The sequence below is a fragment of the Corynebacterium sp. 335C genome, from assembly GCF_053525695.1.
Genome location: NZ_JASTTB010000002.1, coordinates 471,782 through 491,094, shown reverse-complemented (window position 1 = coordinate 491,094; position 19,313 = coordinate 471,782). Strand labels below are relative to the sequence as shown.

The window sequence follows — 19,313 nt, the reverse complement described above, 5'->3', positions numbered from 1 at the left end:
GCACCGCGCCTCGTGGGCGCCGTGCGGCGGGGCCGGGTTCACCGCGCGGGGCGCGCGGCGGATGCGGGCTAGTTGCCGTAGCCGTCCGCCGGGGCGGCGGACTCGCGGGAGTTGAGGTCCTCCAGCTGGGACTCCAGGAAGGTCTTCAGGCGGGTGCGGTACTCGCGCTCGAAGATGTGCAGCTCCTCGATGCGGGCCTCCAGGGCCGTCTGCTGCTCCTTGACCGTGGTCATGATCTCGTTGTGCTTGCGCTCGGCGTCGGCCTGCAGGTCGCGGGCCTTCTGCTGCGCGGCTTCGACGGTCGCGGCGGAGCGGGCGTCGGCGTCGGAGACCATCTGCTCGGAGCGGCGGCGGGCGTCGCCCAGGGTCTCGTCGGACTCGCGGCGGGCCTCGGTGACCAGGCGGTCGGCCTCCTCGCGGGCCTCGGTGAGGGTCTGCTCGGACTCGCGGCGGGCGTGGCCCAGCGTCTTCTCCGCCTCGGCGTTGGCGTCGGCGACGGTGCGCTCGGCGGTCGCGCGGGCCTCGGACACCATGGAGTCGGCGTCGCGCTTGGCGTCGGCGGTGAGGCGGTCGGCGGTCTCCTGCGCCAGGCCCAGGACGCGGGCGGCCTGGACGTGGGACTCGGCGGACGGGGCCGGCGCGGCGACCGCGGCGGCGGCCGGGGCCTCGGCGGCGCGGTCGGCGCGCTCCTCCGCCTCGGCGGCGCGGGACTCGGCGTCCTTGATGCGCTGCTCGGCGGCGGCGCGGATCTTGCGCTCCTGCTCGGCCAGGCGGCGGTCGTACTCGGCGCGCAGCTCGGACTCGACCTTGCGGCGCACCTCGTCCTCGTCGACCTCCGGGGCGGAGGCGGCGGTCACCGGCACGGCGGCGCCGGTCGGGGCGGACGAGCGGGCGTCCTCCAGGTCGCGCTCCAGCTCGTCGACGCGGATGCGCAGATCGGCGTTCTCGTCCTGCAGCTCGCCCAGCGCGTCCTCGACGAGGTCGAGGAACTGATCGACCTCATCCTCGTTGTAGCCGCGCTTGCCGATCGGCGGCTTGCTGAACGCGACGTTGTGCACATCGGCTGGAGTCAACGGCATTGGAGTGTTCCCCTTCACATGTTCTCGGACTTGACGCCGCGGACGGAATCCGCGTCTCCGCGGGGTCCCGTGCGGGTCCCCGGCGCACGTGAATACACGGGGCCGGCGAGGTCTCACAGGACGTTACCGTGCATTCACCGCACATGCTACAGGGTTCACCGACGCAACACACGCCACGCCAGCGGAAAACCGCCACGTGAGGCGACCCCCGCCCCGCCCGGATCCCGCGCGGCGGGACGCCCGGAGGGGCGCAACCGGGCCATCGCGACGCCCGTCCGGGCATCGCCCCCGGCGCCCGGCCGGCGGGGCTCCCCGCCGGAGCCGGGGCGCGGCCGCCGCGCCCGGGGCGTCGTCACGCACCACCCGAACCCGCACGCCAGCGAATGTTTTCGCACGGAACCGACCGTGCGCCACGCGCACGCGGCGCCGGAAGCCTCTCCCCCGCGCACCGCGGCCCCACCCGGCATGCGGCCACCGCGGCGACACCGGACGGCAGCCGGCGGCGCGCCGGAACGTCCGCCGCGCGGGCGCCCCGCGGGCGGCGCGCGGGCGCCGCGGACCGGAGCCCGCGGCCACCCCCGGCGAACCCCTCACGGCCCCGGCGCGAGCGCCCGATCGGGCGCGAGGCGGCCCCGGACATGCGGAACGCGGCGGCCCCGGGGAATCTGGGGTCCGCCGCGTCACGCGGAGGCCGCGTCCGTCACATGCCGGTGAAGGGGGCCAGCACCATCCGCAGGATCATGAGGATCAAGAAGAGGAGCAGGACCGAGATGTCCAGCCGCACCGCGCCCAGCGGCATCGACGGGATGACCCGGCGCATCAGCTTGACCGGGGGATCCGTCACCGTGAACACGACCTCGCCGATGGTGGAGAACACCCGGCCGGGCCGCCAGCTCCGCGAGAACGACGCGATCATCTCGATGATGATGCGCACCAGCAGAAGGTAGGTGAAGAGCTGGACGAGGATGTAGAGGACTGAGAAGAGGGCCTGCACGGCTCCCCAGCCTAGCCGGACAGGGCGTCGCGGCCGGCGTCGGCCGCCTCCACGCCCTCCGGCAGCAGGGTGAACACGTTGCCGTCGGCCTCGATGCGGCCGCGCAGCGCGAAGGACAGGCCGGCGGCGAAGTCGATGTAGCGCTTGCGCTGCTCCATCGGCAGGTCCGCCAGGTCGAACGTCACGATGTCGCCGTCGCGGAAGCGCTCGCCGATCTCGCGGGCCTCGGAGTACTTGTCGACGAAGTCCGCCTGCGGCGTGATGCGGTGGTGGACCGGGCGGCGCGGCGCCGGAGCCGGGGCCGGCTCCTCGCGGACGTAGCGCGGGGCCTCGTAGTCCGCGTAGTCGTCGGCGTAGTCGTCCTCGTACTCGTCGTAGGCGCGGTCGTCGTAGCCGTGGTCGTCGGCGTACGCGGGGCGCTCGTAGCGGCGCTCGTCCGCGTAATCGTCGGCGTCGCGGGCGTCGGCGACGGGTTCCATGCCGAAGTAGCGCTTGACGTTCTGCATGAACTCGGCCATGTCGGGTCCTCCGTGATGGTTGTTCTGGATCGGTGCGTGATGCCGGGGTTCACCGTATCCCGCACCGGGCGCGGCCGGGCGCTCCGACACGCCACATCCGCGGCGGGTCGCCGAGGTTGTGACGGGTGGTGCGGATGGTGCGAGCGCGTCAGCGCGTGAGCATGACGACGCCGGCCTGGCGGCCCGTCACGCCCTCGCGGCGGTGCGAGAAATGATCCTCGTCCTCGATGGTGCACACCGGCATCGAGTCGATGGCGGTGACGCCCAGGCCGTGGAGCTGCCGGATGACGCCGGCGCGCACGTCGACGCCGCAGGTGCCGGCGGCGGTGCGGGCGCGGGAGCCGGGCAGGTGGGCCTCCACGTCGGCGGCCATCTCCTCCGGCACCTCGTAGTTGCGGCCCGAGGCGGCGGCGCCGAGCAGCGCGTGGATGCGCTCCGGCCGGGCGCCGAGGTCCTCCATCGCCTCGACGGTCCGCGGGACGATGCCGCCGCGGGCGCCGACGCGGCCGGCGTGGACGGCGGCGACGACGCCCGCGTCCTCGTCGGACAGCAGGATCGGGGTGCAGTCGGCGACGAGGACGACGAGGGCGAGCCCCGGCGTCGCCGTCACCAGCGCGTCGGTGTCGGGCACCGGGGTGCGGCGCGGGCCGTCGACGACGGCGACGTTGACGGAGTGCGTCTGGTCCATCCACACGAACCGGTCGGCGGGCACGCCCATCCCCTCGGCGAGGCGGCGGCGGTTGCGCAGCACGGCGTCGGGGTCGTCGCCGACGTGCATGGCCAGGTTGAAGCCGTCGTACGGGGGCGCGGAAAACCCGCCGCGGCGGTTCGTCAGAACCTTGCGCACGCGGCGGGTCTCGGGGGTCCGTCGGCTCACAGGAAGCCCGGCAGGTCGGGGGCGTCGTCGCGGCGGCCGCGGCCGAAGTCGCGGCGGTCGCGCTCGGCGGCGCGGTCGCGGTTGCCGGTGGTGAACAGGCCGCCGCCGGAGGAGTAGCCGCGGTCGCGGTCGCGATCGTCGTGGCGGCGGTCCTCGTAGCGGTCCTCGAGCGGCTCCTCGCGGCGGTGGGAGCCGACGTCGCTGCGCGGGGTGAAGCTGTCGCGCGGCTCCTCGTCGGCGCGGACGGCGCGGGCGCCGGACTCGGCGCGGCCGCCGTCGCCCAGGTTGTCGCCGCCGGGCACGGTGCGCGGGGCCGGCTCCTGCTTCGCCTCGACGCGGCGCGGGGCCGGGGCGGCGGCGTTGCCGTTCTCGATGTCGAAGCCGGTGGCGACGACGGTGATGCGAACCTCGTCGCCCAGGTTGTCGTCGAGGATCGAGCCGAAGATGACGTTGGCGTCCTCGTCGGCGCGGTCGGAGATGATGGTCGACGCCTCGTGCAGCTCCATCATGCCGAGGTTGGAGTCGGCGGCGATGGAGATGAGGACGCTGGTCGCGCCGTCCATCGAGGACTCCAGCAGCGGGGAGCTGATGGCCATCTCCGCGGCCTTGACGGCGCGGCCCTCGCCGGAGGCGGCGCCGACGCCCATGAGGGCGGAGCCGGCGTCGGCCATGACGGAGCGGACGTCCGCGAAGTCCATGTTGACGATGCCCGGGGTCGTGATGAGGCCGGTGATGCCCTGCACGCCGTTGAACAGCACCTCGTCGGCGACGCGGAAGGCGTCGAGGACGGAGAGGTTCGGCTCGCCGATCTCCAGGAGGCGGTTGTTCGGGATGGAGATGAGCGTGTCGCAGGCCTCGCGCAGCTTCACGATGCCCTCGTCCGCCTGGCGGGCGCGGCGGCGGCCCTCGAAGGAGAACGGGCGGGTGACGACGCCGACGGTCAGCGCGCCGAGCTTCTTCGCGATGCTCGCGACGACCGGGGCGGCGCCGGTGCCGGTGCCGCCGCCCTCGCCGGCGGTGACGAAGACCATGTCCGCGCCCTCGATGACCGCGGCGATCTCGTCCTTGTGATCCTCCGCCGCCTGGCGGCCGACCTCCGGGTTCGCGCCGGCGCCGAGGCCGCGGGTGGTGTCGCGGCCGATCTCCAGCTTCACGTCGGCCTCGGACAGCAGCAGGGCCTGCGCGTCCGTGTTGATCGCGATGAACTCGACGCCGGTGAGGCCCTCCTCCACCATGCGGTTCACCGCGTTGACGCCGCCGCCGCCGACGCCGATCACCTTGATGATCGCGATGTAGTTGCTCGCGGACAGCGAGCTGTCGTCCTGCTTGTTCGGGGAGGTCATGGTCGTGGTCTCGCCCTTCCTGTGCTGTTCCTGGCCTGCATGGTCGTCCGCCGCACCCGTCCCCGCGCCACGGGGGCGGTTCGGAGGGTGCCTGCTGTCGGCGCCCATTGTCCCCCACGCCCGGAGGTTACCGGGATTCTCCGCCGCCCCGGCGTGTCGCTGACCTTCAAGTATTGCCTGAGGGTTACCATCGCCCATGACAGGACGGACCCCGGCGGGCATCATGCCCGCCGGGGTCCTTCGCGTCGGACGGCGCGGGGTCGCCGTCGCAAAGCAGCATGCGGTGATGCGCGGGGCGATGCCCCGCGTTGCGACGGGGCCGCCCGCGGCGCGCGCCTACTGGCGCATCGCGGGGCGCTCCGGGTTGGAGACGTTCCAGTGGGCGCCCTCGCGGCCGAGGACCGCCGCGGCGGCCCGGCCCTTGTCGTGCGCCGCGTCCGCCGAGCCCAGCATGATGGTGCGCCCGTCGTGGAGCACCAGCTGGACCTCGTTCGGCCCCGGCGCCTCGATGCGCGCGGTGGCCTCCCCCACCTCCTGCGGCAGCTCCCGCGAGATGGCCAGCACGGCGTCGACCGCGCGGGCCCGCGCCGGATCCTCCGCCGGCAGGGCCGTCACCTCGATGACGCCCGGCGGCGGCTCCGGCACGACGTGGAACTCCCGGCCGTCGCGGTCGAACAGGTGCGCCCCGTCGTCCTCCCGGATGAACAGCACCGGCGCATGCTCCTCCACCCTCACGTCGAGGGTGTCCGGCAGCGTCCGGTCGACGGTGACGCGGCTGACCCACGGCACCTCCGCCACCCGCAACGCCACCTCGCCGGTGTCGATCTGCAGCAGCTTGTCGCCCGCGTGGACGCCCGTCGCCGACGCGATCTCCTCCGCCGTCGCGTGGCCCGCGCCCTCGACGCGGATGTCCTTCACCTCCGCCAGCGGCGAGAACCGCAGCACCGCCCACGCGGCGACGGCGAGGATCACCAGGACCGCGACGATCCCGCCGCCCCACGCCAGCGCGCGGCGCGCCCGGCGGCGGCGCCCCGGCCGGAACGGGCGGCGGGGGCTCACTGCAGCTCCCCGAGGATCTCGTCGGCCAGCATCGTCACGGAGCCCGCGCCGATGGTGAGGATGACGTCGTGCGGGCCCGCCAGCTCCCGCACCCGCGACGGCACGGTCGTGAAATGCGGCTCGTAGATGACCGGGCTCGTCACCTGCGAGGCGATGAGGTTGCCGTCGACGCCCGGGCGCGGCTCCTCCCGCGCGCCGAACACGTCGAGCACGACGACGCGATCCGCCGTCGACAGCGCCTCCGCGAACTCGGGGGCGAAGTTCTCCGTCCGCGAGTACAGGTGCGGCTGGAACACGGCGACGACGTTGCCGCGGCCGGCCTCGTCCGCCAGCTCGCGGGCCGCCGACAGCACCGCGCGGACCTCCGTCGGATGGTGCGCGTAGTCGTCGTAGACGCGGACGCCGTCGAAGTCGCCGCCCTCGATGGCGCCGTGGAAGTCGAAGCGGCGGCGCACGCCCGTGAACTCGCCGAGGCCCGCCGCCATGCGCGACAGGTCCGCGCCGACGCAGCGGCCGCCGACGAGGGCACCCAGCGCGTTCAGCGCCATGTGGCGGCCCGGCTGGTGCAGCTCGAACGCCACGTCCTCGCCGAGGACCGTCGCCTCCACGCGGGCGCCGCCGCCGGAGGCCGACCAGCCGTGCAGCACCGCGCCCGCCGGCAGGGACGGGCGGCGCTCCAGCGACTCCGGGCCGCCGTAGGCCAGGACGCGGACGCCGCGGGCCGCGGCGCGCTCGCCGAGCTCCGCCGCGCGGTCGTCCTCCGCGCACACCACCAGCGTGCCGCCCGGGATGATCCGGTCGGCGAAGTCGTCGAACACCTTGTAGTACTTCTCCTCGGTGCCGAAGAAGTCCAGGTGATCCGGCTCCACGTTCGTGACGACGGCGACCTGCGGCGAGTACGTCAGCAGCGACGCGTCCGACTCGTCCGCCTCCGCGACGAAGACGTCGCCGGTGCCGTGGTGGGCGTTGACGCCCGCCCGCGACATCAGGCCGCCGACCGCGAACGACGGATCCAGGCCCGCCGCCTGCAGCGCCGCCACCGTCATCGACGTCGTCGACGTCTTGCCGTGCGTGCCGGCGATGAGCAGCGCCCGGCGGCCCTCCAGCAGCATGCCCAGCACGTCGGAGCGCTTCAGCACCGGGATGCCGCGCTCCAGCGCCGCCGCCAGCTCCGGGTTCGTCTTCGGGATGGCGGCGAAGGACACGACGACGGCCTCCGGCGCGCCGCCGAACAGCTCCAGGTTGCCCGCGTCATGGCCGACGGCGATGTCGGCGCCCATGGCGCGCAGGCCGATGACGGCGCGGGACTCCTTCATGTCGGAGCCGCTGACGCGGACGCCGCGGGCCAGGAGGATGCGGGCGACGCCCGACATCCCGGCTCCGCCGATGCCGATCATGTGGACGGAGGCGGGCAGGCCGCCGGTGGGCTCGCTCATGGTGGGGTGCTCCCTCGGGGTCGGTGGGGTCTTCGGGTGGGGTTCGGTGGGGCCGGCCGGGGCCGCGGCCGGCGTGGGGTCGGGTGCGGGCGCCCGCCAGCCGGGCCGGCAGGGGGCCGGGCTGGCACGGGGCCGGCGCCGGTCCGGCCCGCGGGTCAGACGCGGTGCCCGGCCAGCGCCAGCACGCGGCGGGCGATGTCCTCCGCCGCGTCGGCGCCGCCGATCCGCTCGGCCGCGGCGGCCATCGGGTCGCGGCGCGCCGGGTCGACCAGCAGCGGCACGACCACGTCGGCGACGGTGCCGGGCGTCAGCGACGCGTCGTCGACCAGCGTCGCCGCACCCGCGGCGACGACGTCGCGGCCGTTGAGCGCCTGCTCGCCGTTGCCGTGCGGCAGCGGCACGTACACCGCGGGCAGGCCGACGGCGGAGATCTCCGCCACCGTCATCGCTCCGGAGCGGCACAGCACCAGGTCCGCGGCCGCGTACGCCAGGTCCATCCGGTCGATGTAGGGCACGGCGACGTAGGCGGGGCCGCCGTCGCGGCGCTCCACCTCGACCGTGTTCTTCCGGCCGTGGGCGTGCAGCACGGCGATGCCAGCGTCCGCCAGCGCGCCCGCCGCGCCGGAGACGGCGTCGTTGATGCTGCGGGCGCCCTGCGAGCCGCCGGTGGCCAGCAGGACCGGGCCCTCGGCCGGCAGGCCGAAGAACTCCCGGGCCTCGGCGCGCAGCCCCGCCCGGTCGAGGTCCGCCAGCGCCCGGCGCACCGGGATGCCGACGACGTCGGCCTTCAGGCCGGAGCCGCCGACGGCCGCCAGCGCCTCGCCGCCGAGCCACGTGCCCAGCTTGTTCGCCATGCCGGCGCGCGCGTTGGCCTCGTGCACCGCGAAGGGGATGCGGCGGCCGGCGCGGCACGCCAGGTAGGCCGGGGCGGAGACGTAGCCGCCGAAGCCGATGAGCGCGTCCGCGCCGACCCTGTCCAGCACCGCCCGCGTCTCGCGGATGGCGCCGATCAGCCGGAACGGCAGGCGCGCCAGGTCCAGGTTCGGCTTGCGGGGCACCGGCACCGGCGGGATGAGCTCCAGGTCGTACCCGCGGGCGGGGACCAGCGCGGACTCCAGGCCGCGGGCCGTGCCCAGCGCCGTGATCCGCGCGTCGGGCACCAGCTCGCGCACCGCGTCGGCGACCGCCAGGGCGGGTTCGATGTGCCCGGCGGTGCCGCCGCCTGCGACGACGATCGAGGGGGCGTCGGCCATGGTCACCTTCTCCTTCCGTCGGGGCGGCGTCGTCCGCCCCGTCCGCGTTCACCGTACCGCCCGCGGGCGCCGCGCTGCTCCCCCGCCGCGCCACGGGAGGCGCGGCCGCCGCGGGCGTCGCGCCCGGGCTCGCGGGGATCGTCGTCACGCGGACCCCGGTACTCCCGCACCCCGCGGGTGCGGCGCTCCCCCGCACGCGGTTCGTCCTCGCGGTGGAAACGGCGATCGCGGTCGTGACGCTCGTGGCGCGCCTCGCGGCGGCCCCGCTCCTCCGCCGCGAAGTCGCGGATGCCGCCGCGGCCGTCGTCCAGCCGATCCGGGTCCGCGGCCGGCGCCGTCACCGGCGGGCCGAAGCGCTGCGGGCGCCGCGACGCGGCCTCCCTGCGCCGGTCGCGCGCCGCCGGGTCGTACGGCGCCGGCTCCGGCAGCCGCAGCCAGAAGTCGGACCGCGGCATGCCGGAGCTGCTCATCGCGCTGACGGCCTCCGGCTCGTGGCGCGCGCACGTCGCCAGCAGGCCCATCGTCGTCAGCGTGACGACGATGGACGTGCCGCCCGCGGAGATGAGCGGCAGCTGCAGGCCCGTCACCGGCAGCAGGCCGACGACGTAGCCGATGTTGATGAACGCCTGCACCACCGTCGCCGCCGTCAGCGTGCCCGCCAGCAGCCGCAGGAACGGATCCACCTGCTTCGCCGCGATGCGCAGGCCCACCCAGCCCATCAGGGCGTACAGCAGGATGACCAGGCCGGCGCCGAGGAAGCCCAGTTCCTCGCCGATGATGGCGAAGATGAAGTCGTTCTTCGCCTCCGGCAGGTAGAACCACTTCGCGCGCGACTGGCCCAGGCCCACGCCGGCGAACGAGCCGTCCGCCAGCGACAGCAGGCCCTGGTACGACTGGTAGCCCGCGCCCTGCGTCTCCGGGAAGCGCAGGAACAGGGTGTCCAGGAACACCGTGATGCGCGCGGAGCGGAAGCCCTCCACCGCCGTCGCCACCGCGACGACCGCCAGGCCGGCGCCCACGATCCACGCGAGGATCCAGCGGGGCAGGCCGGCGAACCACGCCAGCGCCGCGACGACGACCATGATGGACGCCGTCATGCCGAGGTCGCGCTGCACCAGCACCAGGCCGAGGACCAGCACCGCGCCGACGAGGAACCCGCCGAACAGGTCCCGGATCGTCGTCGCCGTGCGCAGCTTGTCCGCCAGGACCTTGGAGCCCCACATCGCCAGCGCCAGCTTCGCGATCTCGGACGGCTGGATGGACACCGGGCCGAGGGCCAGCCACGACTGGGCGCCCGTCGACTCCAGGCCGACGCCCAGGACGAGCACCAGCACCAGCAGGACGAGCGACACCAGCATCGCCGGCATCGCCAGCCACCGGATGGTGGAGATGGGCAGCCGCAGCACGAACCACATGCCGACGAGGCCGATGACCGCCAGGATCGCCTGGCGGACGAACACGGCCCACACGTTGCCCTCGGCGCCCGCGTCCGCCATGGACGACGACAGCACCATGACCAGGCCGATGCCGGTCAGCAGGAACGCGATGCCCAGCAGCAGCGTGTAGTCGAACAGCGGGCGGCTGGTCCAGTCCGCGAGCCGGGCGGCGAAACCGCCGCGGCCGCGGCGCCCGCGCGCGTCGGCGCCGGCGTCGCGGCCGGCGTCGGAGGGGCGGGCGGCGGAGGGGGCGCTCACGGCCGGTCCTCCCCCGCGGCGGCCTCCGCCGCCGGCAGCGCGCGGGCCGCGGCGGCGAACATGTCGCCGCGCTGCGCCATCCCCGTGAACATGTCCAGGCTGGCGGTGGCCGGGGCGAGGAGGACGACGTCGCCCGGGCGGGCGGCCTCCGCCGCCGCGGCGACGCAGGCGCCCATCGCGGCGGCCGGGTCGGCCTCCTCCACGACGGTGACGGGCACGTCCGGGACGCGGGCGGCGAGCGCGTCGGCGATGAGGCCGGCGTCGCAGCCCAGCAGCACGGCGGCGCGCAGGCGGTCGCCGTGGTCGTCGATGAGCCCGGTGACGTCGGCGCCCTTCAGCTGGCCGCCGGCGACCCACACGATGCTCGCGTGGCCGCGCAGGGCGGCGTCGGCGGCGTGCGGGTTGGTGGCCTTCGAGTCGTCGATCCAGTCGACGCCGCCGGCGGAGTGGACGACCTGCCCGCGGTGCGGGCTGACGGTGAAGCCGCCGAGGGCGGCGGCGATGTCCCCGGCGGGGACGCCGGCGGCGCGGGCCAGCGCCGTGGCCGCCAGGGCGTCGAGGACGCCTGCGGGGCCGGGCGGCGAGATGCCGGCGACGGGCGCGACGTCGATGCCGGCGTCGTCGCCGCCGAAGGCGCGGTCGACGATGCGGCCGTCGCGGACGCCGACCTGGCCGGGCGCCGGCTCGCCGGCGGTGAAGCCGACGGCGCGGGCGGCGAGCCGCCCGTCCGCCCGCAGCTCCTCCACGCGGCGGACGACCTCCGGGTCGTCCAGGCCGTAGACGGCGACGTCGCCCGTCAAGGCGACGGCCTTGTCGGAGGCGTAGCCGTCGAAGGAGCCGTGCCAGTCGATGTGGTCCTCGGCGAGGTTCAGCAGCGCGCCCGCCTCCGGGGCGACGCCCGGGGCCCAGTGCAGCTGGAAGCTGGAGAGCTCCGCGGCGAGCACGTCAACGCGGGGCTCGGCGGTCAGCGCGTCGTGCAGCGCGACGCCGATGTTGCCGACGGCGCGGCCGCGATCGCCGAGCATCGCGGCGAGCATCGCGGTCGTCGTCGTCTTGCCGTTGGTGCCCGTGACGACGAGCCACGTGCGCGGCGCGCCCCACGTGCGGGCGGCGTCGGCGGCGCGGGCGAGCGCCACCTCCCCCAGCACGGGCACGCCGGCGTCGGCCGCGGCGGCGAGCAGCGGCAAGTCCGGGCGCCAGCCCGGGGAGGTCAGGACGAGCGCGGCTCCGTCGACGAGCCCGAGGGCCTCGTCGACCGTCGCGGTCGCGCCGCAGCAGCGGGCGGCGACGTCCGCGGCGCGGTCGGCCGCGTCGTCGACCACGACGACGTCGGGGGCGCCGAGGTCGACGAGCATCGCGGCGATGCCCGCGCCGGAGACGCCGGCGCCTGCGACGAGGACGCGGCCCGTGCGGGCCAGCGCCACCGGGTCGGCGGCCGCGGCGCGGTCCGCGGCGGAACCGGCGGATGCGCCGACGGCGGATGCACCGGCGGTCGGGTTCACGGTCGGGTCGGTGGTCACGAGAAGACGCCTCCCTTGACCGCCCAGTCCGCGTAGAACAGGGCGAAGCCGATGACGTTGAAGATGGCGGCGAGCACCCAGAAGCGGATGACGACGGTGGTCTCCGCCCAGCCGGCCTGCTCGAAGTGGTGGTGGATGGGGGCCATGCGGAACACGCGCTTGCCCGTCGACTGGAACACCGCGACCTGGATGACGACGGACAGCAGCTCCATGACGAACAGGAAGCCGATGACGATCATCAGCAGCTCGGTGCGGGTGACGAAGGACAGGGCGGCGACGAGGCCGCCGAGGGCCAGCGAGCCGGTGTCGCCCATGAAGATCTTCGCGGGGGCGGCGTTCCACCACAGGAAGCCGATGGCGCCGCCGAGGCCGGCCGCCGCGACGAGCGCGACGTCGAGCGGATCGCGGACGTCGTAGCAGGCGCGGGTCAGCTCGATGCTGCAGGAGGCGCGGAACTGCCAGAAGGAGATGGCGGTGTAGGTGCCCAGCAGCAGGGCGACGGAGCCGGCGGCGAGGCCGTCGAGGCCGTCGGTGAGGTTCACCGCGTTCGACCAGCCGCCGATGACGATGAACACGAAGATCAGGAAGATGATGATGCCCAGGATGGCCGGCCCCGGCATGAGGTCGAGCATGTCGATGTCGCGGACGAACGACAGGTTCGTCGACGCCGGCGTCAGGCCGTCCTCGTCCGGGAACTGCAGGATGAGGATGCCGAAGATGAGGGCCGCGCCGCCCTGGCAGATGAGCTTCGCGGTCTTGTTCAGGCCGAGGTTGCGGCCCTTGTAGACCTTGATGAAGTCGTCGGCGAAGCCCACGGCGCCGAGCGCCAGGGTCAGGAACAGCACGAGGGCGCCGGAGGCGGTCGGGCCCGCGCCCATCGTCACCAGCCCGTAGATGACGGAGACGGCGTAGCCGACGACGAGGCCCGCCAGGATGGCGATGCCGCCCATCGTGGGCGTGCCGCGCTTGCGCTGGTGGGACTTGGGGCCCTCCTCGCGGATCTCCTGGCCGATGCCCTCGTCGGAGAATTTGCGGATGAGCACCGGCGTCAGCAGCACCGCCGTCAGGAACGCGACGGCGGCGGCGATGATGATCTGGATCACGGTGGTCCCTCTCAGTCCTCGGTTCCCTGCCCGGCGGCCGCGTCGTCCGCGGCCGGGGCGTCGTCGGCCAGCAGCCCGTCGGCGACGCGCCACAGCCCGTCGGCGTACGACGCCTTGACCAGCACCACGTCGCCGGGCCGGACGCCCGCCGCCGCGGAGGCGACGGCCTCGTCGACCCCGGCGGCGCGGATGACCGCCACGCCGGCCGCCTCGGCGGCGTCGGCGAGGGCCGTCACGCCCTCCCCGGAACCTACCGCGACGAGCGTGCCGACGCGGTGCTCCGCCACCGCCTCGGCGAGCCGGGCGTGCTCGGCGGCGGAGTCGTCGCCGAGTTCGCCCATCTGGCCGAGCACCGCCCACGACGACGCGCCCTCCCGGGCGGCCGCCGTGCGCGCCAGGGCGTCGAGGCCGGCGCGCATGGAGTCGGGGTTGGCGTTGTAGGAGTCGTTGATGACGGTGACGCCGTCGGCGCGGGTGCGCACGTCCATGCGCCGCTCGGAGGCGGCGACGTGGTCCGACAGCGCCGCGGCGACCTGCTCCGGCGCGATGCCGGCGGCGACGCCGCACGCGGCGGCGGCGAGGGCGTTGGCGACCTGGTGGACGCCGTGGACCCGCAGCCGCACCGGGTGCGCCGACCCGTCGGGGCAGCGCAGCGTGAAGGAGGCGCGGGCCAGCTCGTCGAGCTCGACGTCCTCCGCCCGGAAGTCCGCGCCGTCGCGGCCCTCGGCGGAGAAGGTGACGACCGTCGCGCGGGTGCGCGGCGCCATGCCCGCCACCAGCGCGTCGTCGGCGTTGAGCACGGCGACGCCGCCCTCGTCGGCGGACGGCAGGGCCTCCACCAGCTCGCCCTTGGCCTGCGCGATGGTCTCGCGGGAGCCGAACTCCCCCAGGTGCGCGGTGCCGACGTTGAGGACGGCGCCGATGCGCGGCGGGGCGATGCGCGCCAGGTGGGCGACGTGGCCGATGCCGCGGGCGGACATCTCCGCCACCAGGTGGCGGGTGCCCTGGCCGCACTGCAGCACGGTGTACGGGTGGCCGATCTCGTTGTTGAAGGAGCCGCGCGGGGCGACGGTCGGGCCGGCGGTGCGCAGCACCGTGGCCATCATGTCCTTCGTGGAGGTCTTGCCGGCGGAGCCGGTGACGCCGACGACGGTGAAGTCCCCGGCCTCCGTCAGGCGGTCGACGGTGGCGCGGGCGAGGCGGCCGAGCGCCTCCAGCACCGCGGCGCCGGAGCCGTCGGGGTCGTGGGCGAAGGCGTCGGCGTTGGAGTCCTGGGGGCCGAGCGGCTCGACGACGACGCACGGCGCGTCGACGGGGCGGGCGGCCAGCACCAGCGCGGCGCCGGCCTCCGCCGCGGCGGCGGCGAAGTCGTGGCCGTCGGCGCGGGCGCCCGGCAGCGCGAGGAACACGCAGCCCGGGGTCACCTTGCGCGAGTCGAACTCGGCCGGCCCGATGACGGGGGCGCCGGCGTCCGCGTTCAGGAGCTCGCCGCCGCAGATGGCGGCGATCTCGCCGGCGGTCATGGGGATCACTGCTGGGTCTCCTTCCCGTCGTCGCCCGCGCCGCGCGCGTCGAGGGCGCGGGCGAGCTCCTCCCGGTCGTCGAAGTGGTGGATCACGCCGTCGACCTCCTGTCCGGTCTCGTGGCCCTTGCCGCACACGATGATCGCGTCGCCGGTGCCGGCGGCGGCGACCGCCGCGTCGATGGCGGCGGCGCGGCCTCCCACCACGCTGATCGCGGGTGCGGGGCGGCCGGCGTCGCGCAGCCGGGCGGCCTCCTCCTCCGCGCCGGCGGCGACCGCCTCGCGGATGAGGGCCGGGTCCTCCGATCGCGGGTTGTCGTCGGTGACGATGACGACGTCCGCCGCCCGCGCGGCCTCCGCGCCCATGATCGGGCGCTTGCCGGCGTCGCGGTCGCCGCCGGCGCCGACGACCGCGATGACGCGGCCGGAGGTCTGGCCGCGCAGCGTCGCCAGCACGGCGCCGATGGCGGCGGGCTTGTGAGCGTAGTCGACGACGGCGAGGAAGTCCTGGCCGCGGTCGACGCGCTCCATGCGCCCCGGCACCGCCACGCCCGCCAGACCCTCGAGGGCCTCCGGGGTCGCCGCGCCGGCGGCCGCGAGCGCCGCCCACGCCACCGCCGCGTTGGCGACGTTGAAGGAGCCGGGCAGGCCGACGCGCAGCGCCACCGCCCCGTCCGGGCCGGTCAGCTCCGCGGTCTGCACCCCGTTGTCCGCGACCTCCGCCGCGGCGGCGGTCCAGGTCGCCGCGATCGGGGCGTCGTCACGCTCCCCCTCGTCGTTCCGGGCGTTGTCCGCGGTGGCGACGGTGTCCACCTGCACGTCCGGCGCCGCGGCGACCTCCGCCATGCGGCGGCCCCAGCGGTCGTCGACGCAGACGACGGCGCGCGGGGCGCGCAGCGGCGACTCCGGGCGGAACAGGCGGGCCTTCGCGTCGAAGTACTCGTCGAGCGTGTCGTGGAAGTCCAGGTGGTCCTGCGACAGGTTGAGGAAGCACGTCACGTCGAAGTCGACGCCGTCGACGCGGCCGAGCGACAGCGCGTGCGACGACACCTCCATCACCACGTGCGTCGCGCCCTCCGCCACCATCTGGCGGAACAGGCGCTGCAGCGCCGGGGCCTCCGGCGTCGTCAGCGACGACGGCACCGGGCGGCCGCCGATGCGCGTGCCCGTCGTGCCGATGAGCCCCACGACGTGGCCCGCCGCGTGCAGCGCCCCCTCCAGCAGGTACGTCGTCGTGGTCTTGCCGGACGTGCCGGTGACGCCGATGACCGTCAACTCCTGCGACGGGTGGCCGTGGATCTCCGCGGCGACGTGGCCCAGCACGGCGCGGACGTCGTCGACCAGCAGCACCGGCGGCACCTCGCGGCCCGCCTCCGCGGCGTCGGCGCGCAGGATCTCCAGCCCGGCGTGGTCCGTCAGCACCGCCGCACCCTCCGATTGGGAGGCGTAGCGGGCGCCGTGGGCGCGGGTGCCCGGCACCGCGGCGAACACGCCGCCGGCGGACACCTGACCCGCGTTGATCTCGATGCCGTCGACGGGGACGTCCCCCGCCGATGCGGGCACGACGGAACCGCCGCACCCGGAGGCCAGCCGGCCGAGAGTCGTCGTCATCGCTTCTCCTCCATCTCCCGGCCGCGCCCGATGCGCCGGCCGCGGGCCGCGGGGCCCGCCGTGGTCGTCGTGGTCGTCGTGGTGGTGGTCGTGGTCGCGGCCGTCGCCGTGGTCGCCGTCGCGGTCGTCGCCGTGGTCGCCGTCGCGGTCGTCGTCGTCACGCGATCACCCCGTCCTCAGCGTCAGCTGCTCGGCCGGCGGCGACGGCGGGATGTTGTAGTGGTTCAGCGACCACGCCGCGATGTCGCGGAACAGCGGCGCCGCCGACTGGCCGCCCTCGCCGTGGACGCCCCGCACCGGCTCGTCCAGCATGATGCCGATGACGAAGCGCGGGTCGTCCGCCGGGGCGATCCCCGCGAACGTGATGTGGTACATCGAGTTCGAGTACGCGCCGGTGGCCGGGTCGACCTTCTGCGCCGTACCGGTCTTGCCGGACAGCTGGTAGCCCTCCAGCCCGGAGCCGGACGCCGTGCCGGAGTTCATCCCGGACGGGTCCGACTGCAGGACGCCGCGGAACATGTCGCGGACCGTGCGGGCCGTCTCCGGGGAGACGACGCGGACGTGCTCCGGCGCCTCCGCCTTCGTCACCGTCCCGTCCGGGGCGGTCGAGGAGCGGATGACGCGCGGCGGCACGCGGACGCCGTCGTTCGCGATGGTCTGGTACATGCCCGTCATCTGCAGCAGCGTCATCGCCATTCCCTGGCCGATCGGCAGGTTGGCGAACGTGCCGCCGGACCACTGCTCGAAGCCGGGGACGATGCCGGGCGACTCCGCCGGCAGCTCCACGCCGGTGGTCCGGCCGAGGCCGAACAGCTCCACAATCTCGGAGAAGCGGCGATCGCCGACGTCCTGCGCCAGCATCAGCGTGCCGACGTTGGAGGACTTCGCGAAGATGCCGGCCGTCGTGTACATCTCCGTGCCGTGGTCCCAGGCGTCCTTGACGGTCACGCCGGCCATGTCGATGGATCCGGGCACCGCGTGGACCTCGTCCGGCGTGGTGACGCCGTCCTCGATCGCCGCGGCGGCGGTGATGACCTTCGCCACCGAGCCCGGCTCGAACGGGTCGGTCACCGGGGTGTTGCCGATGTCGCGGCCCGCCTCGACCTCCGCGCCGATGTCGCGGTTGGGGTTGGCGGTGGAGTCCTGCGCCATCGCCAGCACGTCGCCGGTGCGCGCGTCGAGCACGACGGCGGAGGCGCCCTTCGCGCCGGAGGCCTCCTTCGCCTGCTGCACCTGCTGCTGGACGTAATACTGCATCTCCATGTCGAGCGTCAGCTCGTAGGAGGTGCCGTCGACCGGGTCCTTCTCGTCGCGGATGGAGCCCGGGATGGCGACGCCGTTGGCGGCGATGTCGACGGTGCGGCCGCCGTTGACGCCCTGCAGCATCGCGTCGCGGGACGCCTCGAAGCCGAACTGGCCGACGCCGTCCATGCCGATCTTGCCGACGACGTTCGCCGCCACCGCCCCGTTCGGGTAGTGGCGGATGTCCTGCCGCTCGGCGACGAGCTCCGGGAAGCGGCGCACCGCCTCGGCGGCGCGGTCGGGGTCGACGTTGCGGACGAGGACCTCGTAGGTCGACTCCTCGTCCGTCAGCTTCCGCAGGATCTCCTCGGAGCTGATGCCGTCGTGCCGGACGGCGGCGCCCTCCTCGGGCTCCTCGTCGGCGACGCGGCGGCGGCCGCGGGAGGACTCGCGCTGCTCGTCGAGGTCGGGCACGCCGAGGATCTCCGGCAGCTCGCGGGCGATCTCGTCGACCCGCTCCTCGTAGGGGCCGTACGTCTCGGGCCACAGGCGGTGCCGCTCGTCCATCTCCTTGCGCAGCGTGTTCGGGTGGACGGTGACGGAGCGCGCCTCCATGGTGAACGCGACGGACTCGTCGTTGCGGTCGACGATGGCCCCGCGGCGTGCGGGGTCGACGAGGTGGACGGTGCGCTGGAGCGCCGCCTGCTCGGCGAGCTCCGGGCCCTTGATGAGCTGGACGACTCCGAGGCGGCCGACCAGCAGGATCGCGACGACGAGGCCGATGGTCTGGACCCAGCGGCGGCGGATGGTGAAGTCGTCGCGGCCGGTGGCCAGCCGCTCGCCGGCGGTCAGGGGGCGGTTGGCGCGGCGGCGTTCGAGGCGCCCGCCGTCGCCGCCCCGCCGTCCGCTGCGGTCGCGGCCGGCGTGCGCGTCGCGGTCGCCGCGGATTCCGCCGCGCCGCGTGACGACGCGGTCCTCCCCGGCCCCGGAGCCGGCGATGCGGCGGCCGCGGGACTCGCGGGGGTCGCGGGCGTCGCGCGGATCACGGGGATCGCGGGCGCCGCGGCGCGCGGCGTCGCGGCCGTCCCGTCCGGGGATGCGGCGATCACGGGCGTCCCCGCCGGAGCTGCGGCGGGGGCGCGGGTCGCGGGCGTCGGAACGTCCGTCTCCGCGTCGGGGGCCCATCATTCCCCCTTTCCGGGATTCGGGTTCCGTCGGGTGTCGGCTGGCATGACCGGGTCAGTCTACCGCCGGGGCGGGGGCCGGACCGGCATTGGCGGGCGCGGGCGCGGGGGCCGGCGCGGGCAGCGGCGGCAGGGGCGGCAGCTCGGGCACCGGGGCGGGCGCCGGAGCCGGGGCCGGCGCCGGGGCGGCGCCCTCGGGGGCCGGGGCCGGGGCGGGCGCCGGGACGGTCTGCGGGGCCGGGGCCGGCTGGGCCGGCTGGTACGGCACCATGCCCGGGGCCTGCGGGTCGGCGGGCACCAGCGGGGAAGTGCCGCCCTCGATGGCGTCGGTCTGCGCCGGATCGGACGTCGGGGCGTCCGGGCGCTCCGGGGCGCCGTTGATGTCGATGATGCCCTGCTGGTCCTGCGCGTCACCCGGGCGGACCTCCACGAGGTTGCCCTCGGCGTCGTAGGCCAGGATGGCGGGCTGCCGGACGTCGACCATGCCCATCTCCGCGGCGCGGCGCGCGATCTCGGAGGTGGAGGTCAGGTACTCGGCGTCGCGCTCGAGGACGGCGACCCGGTCCGCGAGCGCCTTCTCCTGCTCGCGGGAGGCGCTGAGGTCGAGGCTCGTCTGCGTCGACATGCCCGACAGCCACATGGCGAAGCCGATGCCGATGACGAAGACGACGAGGACGATGACGCCGAACTTCTGGCGGGAGCGGTCGAGGGTCGTCGTCGTCAGGCGGCGGCCGCGGTGCGAGACGATCTGGCGCGAGCCGATGCGGCGCGCGCCGCCGCGGCGGCGGGTGCGGGAGCGGTCGCGCGGCGGGGCTCCGGGGCCGGCGTGTCCGACGCCCGGGCGGGTCCGGGTCTCGTCCGTGATGGTCGCCATGGTG

Annotated in this window: 16 protein-coding genes; all 16 read right to left on the bottom strand. The window is 75.3% G+C overall.

Annotation, left to right across the window (positions count from 1 at the left end; all coding sequences use genetic code 11):
- Positions 1-68: 68 nt before the first annotated feature.
- The 16 genes from QQS41_RS09120 to QQS41_RS09045 all read right to left on the bottom strand — a co-directional run bounded on the left by QQS41_RS09120 (position 69) and on the right by QQS41_RS09045 (position 19,309).
- Positions 69-1,079, bottom strand: a complete 1,011-nt coding sequence (locus QQS41_RS09120) for a DivIVA domain-containing protein (protein ID WP_448852385.1) — start codon at positions 1,077-1,079, stop codon at positions 69-71.
- Positions 1,080-1,779: 700 nt separating this feature from the next.
- Entirely contained in the window at positions 1,780-2,073 is a 294-nt protein-coding gene (locus tag QQS41_RS09115; RefSeq protein WP_448852384.1) for a YggT family protein, read from the bottom strand.
- Between the two features lie 11 nt (positions 2,074-2,084).
- The gene (sepF, locus tag QQS41_RS09110; protein ID WP_448852383.1) at positions 2,085-2,591 is read right to left on the bottom strand and encodes a cell division protein SepF; all 507 of its coding nucleotides are present in this window, start codon (positions 2,589-2,591) and stop codon (positions 2,085-2,087) included.
- 148 nt (positions 2,592-2,739) lie between these two features.
- The gene (gene pgeF / locus QQS41_RS09105) at positions 2,740-3,438 is read right to left on the bottom strand and encodes a peptidoglycan editing factor PgeF (RefSeq protein ID WP_448852382.1); all 699 of its coding nucleotides are present in this window, start codon (positions 3,436-3,438) and stop codon (positions 2,740-2,742) included.
- A gap of 26 nt (positions 3,439-3,464) precedes the next feature.
- Positions 3,465-4,811: a cell division protein FtsZ gene (gene ftsZ / locus QQS41_RS09100; RefSeq protein WP_448852381.1), complete on the bottom strand. Its 1,347-nt coding sequence runs from the start codon at positions 4,809-4,811 to the stop codon at positions 3,465-3,467.
- 336 nt (positions 4,812-5,147) lie between these two features.
- Positions 5,148-5,870, bottom strand: coding sequence for a cell division protein FtsQ/DivIB (locus QQS41_RS09095; RefSeq protein ID WP_448852380.1), 723 nt, complete (start codon positions 5,868-5,870; stop codon positions 5,148-5,150).
- Positions 5,867-7,306, bottom strand: coding sequence for a UDP-N-acetylmuramate--L-alanine ligase (gene murC / locus QQS41_RS09090; RefSeq protein ID WP_448852379.1), 1,440 nt, complete (start codon positions 7,304-7,306; stop codon positions 5,867-5,869). Before murC ends, QQS41_RS09095 begins: the two co-directional genes overlap by 4 nt.
- 155 nt (positions 7,307-7,461) lie before the next feature.
- Complete coding sequence (locus QQS41_RS09085; protein ID WP_448852378.1) at positions 7,462-8,559, bottom strand: UDP-N-acetylglucosamine--N-acetylmuramyl-(pentapeptide) pyrophosphoryl-undecaprenol N-acetylglucosamine transferase; 1,098 nt, start codon at positions 8,557-8,559, stop codon at positions 7,462-7,464.
- A gap of 2 nt (positions 8,560-8,561) precedes the next feature.
- A complete protein-coding gene (ftsW, locus tag QQS41_RS09080) occupies positions 8,562-10,253 on the bottom strand; it encodes a putative lipid II flippase FtsW (protein ID WP_448852377.1) in 1,692 nt (563 codons plus the stop codon).
- Entirely contained in the window at positions 10,250-11,677 is a 1,428-nt protein-coding gene (murD, locus tag QQS41_RS09075; RefSeq protein WP_448852559.1) for a UDP-N-acetylmuramoyl-L-alanine--D-glutamate ligase, read from the bottom strand. The genes ftsW and murD overlap by 4 nt, the downstream gene beginning before the upstream one ends.
- Before the next feature lie 92 nt (positions 11,678-11,769).
- Entirely contained in the window at positions 11,770-12,876 is a 1,107-nt protein-coding gene (mraY, locus tag QQS41_RS09070) for a phospho-N-acetylmuramoyl-pentapeptide-transferase (RefSeq protein ID WP_448852376.1), read from the bottom strand.
- Positions 12,877-12,887: 11 nt separating this feature from the next.
- Complete coding sequence (locus QQS41_RS09065) at positions 12,888-14,408, bottom strand: UDP-N-acetylmuramoyl-tripeptide--D-alanyl-D-alanine ligase (RefSeq protein ID WP_448852375.1); 1,521 nt, start codon at positions 14,406-14,408, stop codon at positions 12,888-12,890.
- Complete coding sequence (locus tag QQS41_RS09060) at positions 14,405-16,009, bottom strand: UDP-N-acetylmuramoyl-L-alanyl-D-glutamate--2,6-diaminopimelate ligase (RefSeq protein WP_448852374.1); 1,605 nt, start codon at positions 16,007-16,009, stop codon at positions 14,405-14,407. The genes QQS41_RS09065 and QQS41_RS09060 overlap by 4 nt, the downstream gene beginning before the upstream one ends.
- On the bottom strand, positions 16,006-16,170 hold the full coding sequence (locus QQS41_RS09055) for a hypothetical protein (protein WP_448852373.1): 165 nt from the start codon (positions 16,168-16,170) through the stop codon (positions 16,006-16,008). Before QQS41_RS09055 ends, QQS41_RS09060 begins: the two co-directional genes overlap by 4 nt.
- Positions 16,171-16,174: 4 nt before the next feature.
- Positions 16,175-18,436, bottom strand: coding sequence for a penicillin-binding transpeptidase domain-containing protein (locus QQS41_RS09050; protein WP_448852372.1), 2,262 nt, complete (start codon positions 18,434-18,436; stop codon positions 16,175-16,177).
- 54 nt (positions 18,437-18,490) lie between these two features.
- Positions 18,491-19,309 (bottom strand): hypothetical protein, encoded by an 819-nt coding sequence (locus QQS41_RS09045; RefSeq protein ID WP_448852371.1) that lies wholly within the window; start codon positions 19,307-19,309, stop codon positions 18,491-18,493.
- Positions 19,310-19,313: the final 4 nt, after the last annotated feature.

Excerpts from the sequence above, each read along its gene's own strand:
- QQS41_RS09060 (WP_448852374.1), bottom strand. The coding sequence starts at position 16,009 with ATGACGACGACTCTCGGCCGGCTGGCCTCCGGGTGCGGCGGTTCCGTC.
- QQS41_RS09050 (WP_448852372.1), bottom strand. The coding sequence starts at position 18,436 with ATGGGCCCCCGACGCGGAGACGGACGTTCCGACGCCCGCGACCCGCGC.
- QQS41_RS09120 (WP_448852385.1), bottom strand. The coding sequence starts at position 1,079 with ATGCCGTTGACTCCAGCCGATGTGCACAACGTCGCGTTCAGCAAGCCG.
- ftsZ (WP_448852381.1), bottom strand. The coding sequence starts at position 4,811 with ATGACCTCCCCGAACAAGCAGGACGACAGCTCGCTGTCCGCGAGCAAC.
- QQS41_RS09085 (WP_448852378.1), bottom strand. The coding sequence starts at position 8,559 with ATGGCCGACGCCCCCTCGATCGTCGTCGCAGGCGGCGGCACCGCCGGG.
- murC (WP_448852379.1), bottom strand. The coding sequence starts at position 7,306 with ATGAGCGAGCCCACCGGCGGCCTGCCCGCCTCCGTCCACATGATCGGC.
- QQS41_RS09045 (WP_448852371.1), bottom strand. The coding sequence starts at position 19,309 with ATGGCGACCATCACGGACGAGACCCGGACCCGCCCGGGCGTCGGACAC.
- sepF (WP_448852383.1), bottom strand. The coding sequence starts at position 2,591 with ATGGCCGAGTTCATGCAGAACGTCAAGCGCTACTTCGGCATGGAACCC.